Below are 6446 nucleotides of genomic sequence, written 5' to 3'. Positions count from 1 at the left end.
TGCATCTAATGCAGGTCTGTTAATATTTTTAAATTACTTAAGCATGTAATTTCTAGTCATTGGTAAGTTCTTACCGGAAGGGCCCTTGGTAAGCAAGTATTGGATAACATCGATGTTGCCTGATTCAAATGAAGCAGCACAAGCATTTAAGTACATGTCCCACATACGAGTGAAACGTTCGCCCATCTTAGCTTCAACTTGGTCACGGACTGCATTAAAGTTCTTGTCCCAAATTTCAAGAGTTCTTTGGTAGTGACGACGAAGAGTTTCCATATCAGTAATTTGCAAACCACTGTCAACGATATCGCCAACAATTTCTTGCAAACCTGGAATGTAACCACCTGGGAAGATGTATTTGTTAATCCAGGCGTTAGTAGTACCACCTTGTTGACGAGTAATACCGTGGATCAAAGCAATACCATCTTTGTTTAAGTACTTGTAAACGTCTTGGAAGTATTTAGGTAAGTTCTCTGAACCTACGTGTTCAAACATACCAACTGAAGTTACGTAATCCCAGGTTTGATCACCAAGTTCACGGTAGTCTTCAAGTCTAACTTCAGCTACATCTTGCAAGTTTTCATCGTAGATACGCTTTTGTACTAATTTGTATTGTTCTTCACTCAATGTAACACCGGTAACCTTAAGACCATATTCCTTAGCAGCAGTGAGCATCAATGTACCCCAACCACAACCGATATCGAGTAAAGTCTTGCCTTTTTGTGGGTTTAATTTATTTAAAATGTGGTGAACTTTAGCAATTTGTGCTTGTTCAAGATCATTTTCGTTGCCATCTTCGAAGTAAGCACAAGAATAAGTCATAGTAGGATCAAGCCATAACTTGTAGAAGTCGTTACCAATGTCATAGTGACTTTGTACGTCTTCTTCACTTTGCTTTTCAGTGTGCTTTTGTTTTGGTAAGAATTTGCGGAACTTTGAAGAACGCATGAAACTGTCGGCACTTTCGTAAGCACCAAAAATTAATTTTGAATATCCCCATAGATTTCAATCTTTTTATCCATGTATCCTTCACCAAGTGCGAGTGAAGCATTTCTAGTAATGTCACTCATAGGAATTTTTTCGTTAAAGACGATTTCGATTTCAGGAGTACCATTACCATAGACTTCGCTTTTACCGTCCCAGTAGGTTACTTTAACGGGAAAAGGGAAGGACTTGCTAAGCATCATTTTGTAAAATGTTTTTTCTAACAATTATCTTTCCTCCAATAATTATCAAACCTAGTTATTTATTTTAACACTAAAAAATTTATGCAATAAAAAATACTCAGCTAATGATCATAGTTTAAAAATTTAACCATTAACTGAGCATTGATGTTATTTAGCTACATAGTGGAAATTGGGGTCTAGTTCATCATCCAGTTTATTCCAAGCATCTTCTAATTGCTTATAAATAATTTGTTCATTTTCGTGAGTTAACTTAGTCTTTTTATCAATCGTAATTGGATTGCCGAAGTTAACTTCCATTGGCTTTCTTTTCAATAAACCTTTAAAAGTTAATGGACCCTGGTAAACTACCGGAACCATTGGCTTTTTAGACATCTTGGAAATTACTAGAGCACCACCTTTTAATTCGGCTGAGTGTCTAGTTCCAGATGGGAAGATGATTAATGATAGATCACCTTTTCTTAATCCTTTAACTGGAATTTTTAAAGCAGATGGACCTGGATTTTTACGGTCAACTGGGAATGCATGGGCATGATTTAGGATAAAGCGCAAAACTGAATTTTTGAATAATTCAATTTTCGCCATGAACATGAATTCCATTGGACTGGCGCCAAGAGCGAATAAAAGTGGTTCCCACCAAGTGCGGTGAGGCGCAACTAGAATGTAATTTCCTTTTGGTAAACGATCTTTGTGATGAATATGCAAGTGTCCGTTTAACACCCAAACGATGAAACGAACGATGGGGCGAATAATTTTATAAAACATTTTGTCCTCCAATTAAGTTAAGTTATTATAAAAATAGATAGACGAGAAAGGCAAATATTTTTATGGTTGAGCTTAAAGATAATGAACGAATCGATTATATGTACAGTGATAATTTGCGAATTATCCAAGATAAAACGGCCTTTAGTTTTTCAATGGATACCTTATTATTAGCATATTGGGCTAAAGGATTAATTCGCGATAAGGATAAAGTAGCAGATTTATGTGCGGGTAACTGTGCCGCAACTATTTATATGGCTTATTTTAACCGAGCACATTATGATGCAATTGAAATTCAAGATGAAATTTATTCTCAAGCTGTGCGTTCGATTGAATTAAACGATATGGAGAATCGAATTTCAGTTTATAAGGATAATGTCTTAAATGCACCTAAATTTTTGCATAAAGATAGTTATGATGTAGTAACTGTAAACCCTCCTTATTTTAAAGCACCAAAGGGTCATGAGGTTAATCCAGATCGAAAAAAGGCAATCGCACGTCATGAATTACTAATCGATTTGGAACAAATTATTGCCGTAGCAAGTGGCCTTCTTAAAATGAAGGGAAAAATGTTTATGGTGCATCGACCTGAGAGATTAGGTGAAATATGCTACTACTGTATGAAATATGACTTGAGCGTGAAAATGGTTCAACCTTTTGTTTCTCATCGTGGCGAGAATACAAATTTAATTATTGTTGAAGCTGTTAAACATACTGGAACTGATGGCACTGAGTTGAGGGATGCAATTGAAGTTCATGGTCAAAATGGTGAGTTTCAACCGCTTATTCAAAGAATTGTGCGTGAGACCGATGAAGATCGAGCAAAGCACGATGCAAAAGGTAAATATTACTTTTATATATTGCTTTGTAATGATGGTAGTTTTTATGGCGGCTTTACGAACGATCTTGAGCACCGTTTAAAAATGCATAATGAAGGTAAGGGTGCTAAGTATACTAAAGCTAGACGACCAGTACGGATGATTTACCATGAACAATTTGATGATAAAAGATTGGCACTCAAGAGAGAGTATTGGTTTAAGCATCATTCACGCAGCTGGAAAGAAAAATTCTTGCGTGAACATAATATTAAGTTTTAGTCTTGTCAGATTGAATAAAATTTTGTAAAATAGTCGAGTATGCTGTTTAAGCATAAGTAGAAAACACATCAAGAGCGATCATCATCGTGGTGCCCTAGGTAGTGGTTAGATGATGAAATGAACGCTTGAGAGGATTTAAAACCATAGGAGGAATTTAAATATGGCAGACGTTGTTACAATGAAGCAATTGCTTGAAGCTGGTGTCCACTTCGGTCACCAAACTAGAAGATGGAACCCAAAGATGGCTCCTTACATTTTCACTCAAAGAAATGGTATCTACATCATTGACTTGCAAAAAACTATCAAGATGTTAGATGATGCTTACAACTTTATGAAGGCTGTTGCACAAGACGGCGGCGTATTCTTGTTTGTAGGTACTAAGAAGCAAGCTCAAGACTCAATTGCTGAAGAAGCAACTCGTGCAGGTCAATACTACGTAAACCAACGTTGGTTAGGTGGTACTTTGACTAACTGGACCACTATTCAAAGCCGTGTTAGAAGATTAAAGCAATTAAAGGAAATGTCACAAGACGGTACCTTCGATGTATTACCAAAGAAGGAAGTTGCTCTTTTAACTAAGGAAATGGAAAAGCTTGAAAGATTCTTAGGCGGTATCGAAGACATGCAAGAATCCCAGACGTATTGTTCGTAGTAGATCCTAAGAAGGAAAAGATCGCTGTTCACGAAGCTAACATTTTGGGTATCCCAGTTGTAGCTATGGTTGACACTAACACCGATCCAGATCCTATTGATGTTGTTATTCCTTCAAACGATGACGCTATCCGTGCTATCCGCTTAATCGCAGGTGCTATGGCAGACGCTATCGTTGAAGGCAAGCAAGGTCAAGATGACGAAACTGTTGAAGTAGATTTCAAAGAAAATGCTGATGGTTCAGACGAAATCGTTAGCGCTGAAGAAAACCCAGAAGACTAGTTTTTACTGTTAGTTCTGTAGGAGGACATATTAATGGCAATTACTGCAAAGCAAGTTAAGGAATTACGTGAACGTACCGGTGCCGGCGTTATGGACGCTAAGAAGGCATTGGTAGAAGTTGACGGTGACATGGACAAGGCCATTGAATACCTTCACGATAAGGGTATGGCTAAGGCTGCTAAGAAAGCAGACCGTGTTGCAGCTGAAGGTTTAACTGGTGTTTACGTTGCTGGTAACGTAGCAGCTATTACTGAAGTCAACTCAGAAACTGACTTCGTTTCTCAAAACGAAAAATTCGTTAACTTAGTAAAGGACGTAACTAAGACTATCGCTGAAGGTAAGCCTGCTAACGCCGAAGAAGCTAGCGAATTAAAAATGGAAGACGGCAAGACTTTATCACAAGCATTTGTTGACGCAACTGCTACTATTGGTGAAAAGATTGTTTTACGTCGTTTCGCATTGGAAAAGAAGAACGATGACCAAGAATTTGGTGCTTACCAACATAACGGTGGCCAAATCGGTGTTATCACTGTCTTAGAAGGTGCTGACGCTGCAACTGCTAAGCACTTAGCAATGCACATTGCTGCTATGAAGCCTAAAGTTATCTCACCAGATGAATTAGATGATGACTTCATCACTGAACAATTGGCATTGATGAACCACAAGATCGACCAAGATAACGAAAGTCGTGCGTTGGTACACAAGAAGCCATTACCACACCTTGTTTACGGTTCAGCAAAGCAATTGACTGATGACGTTTTAGCTAAGGCTAAGGAAGACATCAAGGCTGAACTTAAAGAAGAAGGTAAGCCAGAAAAGATCTGGGACAGAATTATTCCTGGTAAGATGCAACGCTTCATTGATGATAACACTCAAGTTGATAAGCAATTTGCAGTATTATCACAAGACTACATCATGGACGACAGCAAGACTGTTGGCGAATTCTTGAAGGACAAGGGCGCTAAGTTAGTTTCATTCACTCGTTACGAAGTTGGCGAAGGTATTGAAAAGAAGCAAGAAGACTTTGCTGCCGAAGTTCGTGAACAAATGAAGTAGTTTTTACTACTGTATGAAAGGAGGAGTACGTAAGTGCTCCTCTTTTTTTATAAAATTTTGTTGACTTTATTTAGTTGAAAGACATTAGATAGTTATATATGTTAAAATAATTTAAGCTATTAGAGGAGGGCATTATGAGTCAAGTTAAATATAATCGCATTATTTTAAAAATATCAGGTGAAGCCTTGGCTGGTGACAAAGGTACTGGAATTAATCCAACTGTTATTAGTCACTTGGCTAAAGAAATTAAATCTGTTCATGATTTAGGCGTAGAAATTGGTATTGTCTGTGGTGGCGGTAACATGTGGCGTGGTGAAACTGGTGCTAAGTTAGGAATGGAACGTGCACAAGCTGACTACATGGGGATGCTTGCTACTATTATGAATGGTTTGGCTTTGCAAGATGGTCTTGAAAAAGTTGGTGTTCCTACTAGAATGCAAACTTCTATTGAAATGAGACAAATTGCTGAACCTTACATTAGAAGAAGAGCATTGCGTCATCTTGAAAAAGGTCGTGTCGTAATCTTCGGTGGTGGTACTGGTAATCCATACTTCTCAACAGATACTACTGCTGCTTTGCGTGCTGCTGAAATTGGTGCTGATGTAATTTTGATGGCTAAAAATGGTGTTGACGGTGTTTACTCAGCCGACCCTAAGACCGATCCTTCAGCAACTAAGTTCACTGAATTAACTCAACTTGATTTGATTTCAAAGAACTTGAAGGTAATGGACAGAACTGCAAGTTCATTGTCAATGGATACCGAAATTCCATTAATCGTATTTAACGTTAACACTCAAGGCAACATTAAGAAGGTTGTTTTGGGTGAAAATATTGGTACTGTAATTAGAGGTAATAAATAATGAACAACGAAACTATTAAAAAAGCACAAGAAAATATGGATAAATCTATTAAGGTTTATCAAAAGAAGTTAGCTTCAATTCGTGCAGGTGTTGCCAACGCAGCTTTGCTTGATAACGTTCAAGTTGAATACTACGGTGCACCTACACCATTGACTCAAATGTCAAGCATTACTATTCCAGAACCACGTGTTTTATTGATTACTCCATACGACCAAAACAGTTTGGATGATATTGAACACGCACTTTTGGCTTCAAACCTTGGTTTAACTCCAGCAAACGATGGTAAGGTTATCAGATTGGTAATTCCACAACTTACTGGTGAAAGAAGAGAAGAAATTGCCAAGGAAGTTGGTAAGTACGCTGAAGAAGCAAAGATTGCCGTTAGAAATGTTCGTCGTGATGCCATGAACTCTTTGAAGAGAGAAGAAAAAGATGGCGACATTACCGAAGATGAACAACGCAATTTAGAAAAGCAAGTTCAAAAGGTTACTGATGATGCAGCCAAGAAGATTGATCAACTTGCTGATGAAAAGCGTAAGGAAATTACTCAAGGTTAA

5 protein-coding genes and 2 pseudogenes are annotated in these 6446 nt (G+C 37.8%); 5 read left to right on the top strand and 2 right to left on the bottom strand.

Going from position 1 to position 6446, the window contains the following annotated elements; genetic code table 11:
• Window positions 1-33: 33 nt before the first annotated feature.
• Together JCM1039_RS10810 and JCM1039_RS05530 are read right to left on the bottom strand one after the other, a co-directional pair.
• A pseudogene (locus tag JCM1039_RS10810) lies at window positions 34-1208 on the bottom strand (class I SAM-dependent methyltransferase).
• Window positions 1209-1331: 123 nt separating this feature from the next.
• A complete protein-coding gene (locus JCM1039_RS05530) occupies window positions 1332-1946 on the bottom strand; it encodes a lysophospholipid acyltransferase family protein (RefSeq protein WP_025014990.1) in 615 nt (204 codons plus the stop codon).
• Window positions 1947-2008: 62 nt separating this feature from the next.
• Between JCM1039_RS05530 and JCM1039_RS05525 the strand changes: the two genes are divergently transcribed.
• The 5 genes and pseudogenes from JCM1039_RS05525 to frr all read left to right on the top strand — a co-directional run bounded on the left by JCM1039_RS05525 (window position 2009) and on the right by frr (window position 6446).
• Window positions 2009-3040: a GIY-YIG nuclease family protein gene (locus tag JCM1039_RS05525; protein ID WP_025014989.1), complete on the top strand. Its 1032-nt coding sequence runs from the start codon at window positions 2009-2011 to the stop codon at window positions 3038-3040.
• A gap of 160 nt (window positions 3041-3200) precedes the next feature.
• Window positions 3201-3973 (top strand): annotated as a pseudogene (gene rpsB, locus JCM1039_RS05520) (30S ribosomal protein S2).
• Between the two features lie 33 nt (window positions 3974-4006).
• Window positions 4007-5029, top strand: coding sequence for a translation elongation factor Ts (tsf, locus tag JCM1039_RS05515; protein ID WP_025014987.1), 1023 nt, complete (start codon window positions 4007-4009; stop codon window positions 5027-5029).
• 134 nt (window positions 5030-5163) lie between these two features.
• Complete coding sequence (pyrH, locus tag JCM1039_RS05510) at window positions 5164-5889, top strand: UMP kinase (RefSeq protein ID WP_025014986.1); 726 nt, start codon at window positions 5164-5166, stop codon at window positions 5887-5889.
• Window positions 5889-6446: a ribosome recycling factor gene (gene frr, locus JCM1039_RS05505; RefSeq protein ID WP_025014985.1), complete on the top strand. Its 558-nt coding sequence runs from the start codon at window positions 5889-5891 to the stop codon at window positions 6444-6446. The genes pyrH and frr overlap by 1 nt, the downstream gene beginning before the upstream one ends.

Source organism: Lactobacillus kitasatonis DSM 16761 = JCM 1039 (assembly GCF_000615285.1).
Classification (GTDB): domain Bacteria; phylum Bacillota; class Bacilli; order Lactobacillales; family Lactobacillaceae; genus Lactobacillus; species Lactobacillus kitasatonis.
The sequence above is the reverse complement of the archived record's forward strand: the minus strand, read 5'-3'. Positions and strand labels throughout refer to the sequence as shown.

What these genes read in the sequence shown, in the direction of transcription:
- JCM1039_RS05530 (WP_025014990.1), bottom strand. Translation starts at nt 1,946, where the DNA reads ATGTTTTATAAAATTATTCGCCCCATCGTTCGTTTCATCGTTTGGGTG.
- JCM1039_RS05525 (WP_025014989.1), top strand. Translation starts at nt 2,009, where the DNA reads ATGGTTGAGCTTAAAGATAATGAACGAATCGATTATATGTACAGTGAT.
- tsf (WP_025014987.1), top strand. Translation starts at nt 4,007, where the DNA reads ATGGCAATTACTGCAAAGCAAGTTAAGGAATTACGTGAACGTACCGGT.
- pyrH (WP_025014986.1), top strand. Translation starts at nt 5,164, where the DNA reads ATGAGTCAAGTTAAATATAATCGCATTATTTTAAAAATATCAGGTGAA.
- frr (WP_025014985.1), top strand. Translation starts at nt 5,889, where the DNA reads ATGAACAACGAAACTATTAAAAAAGCACAAGAAAATATGGATAAATCT.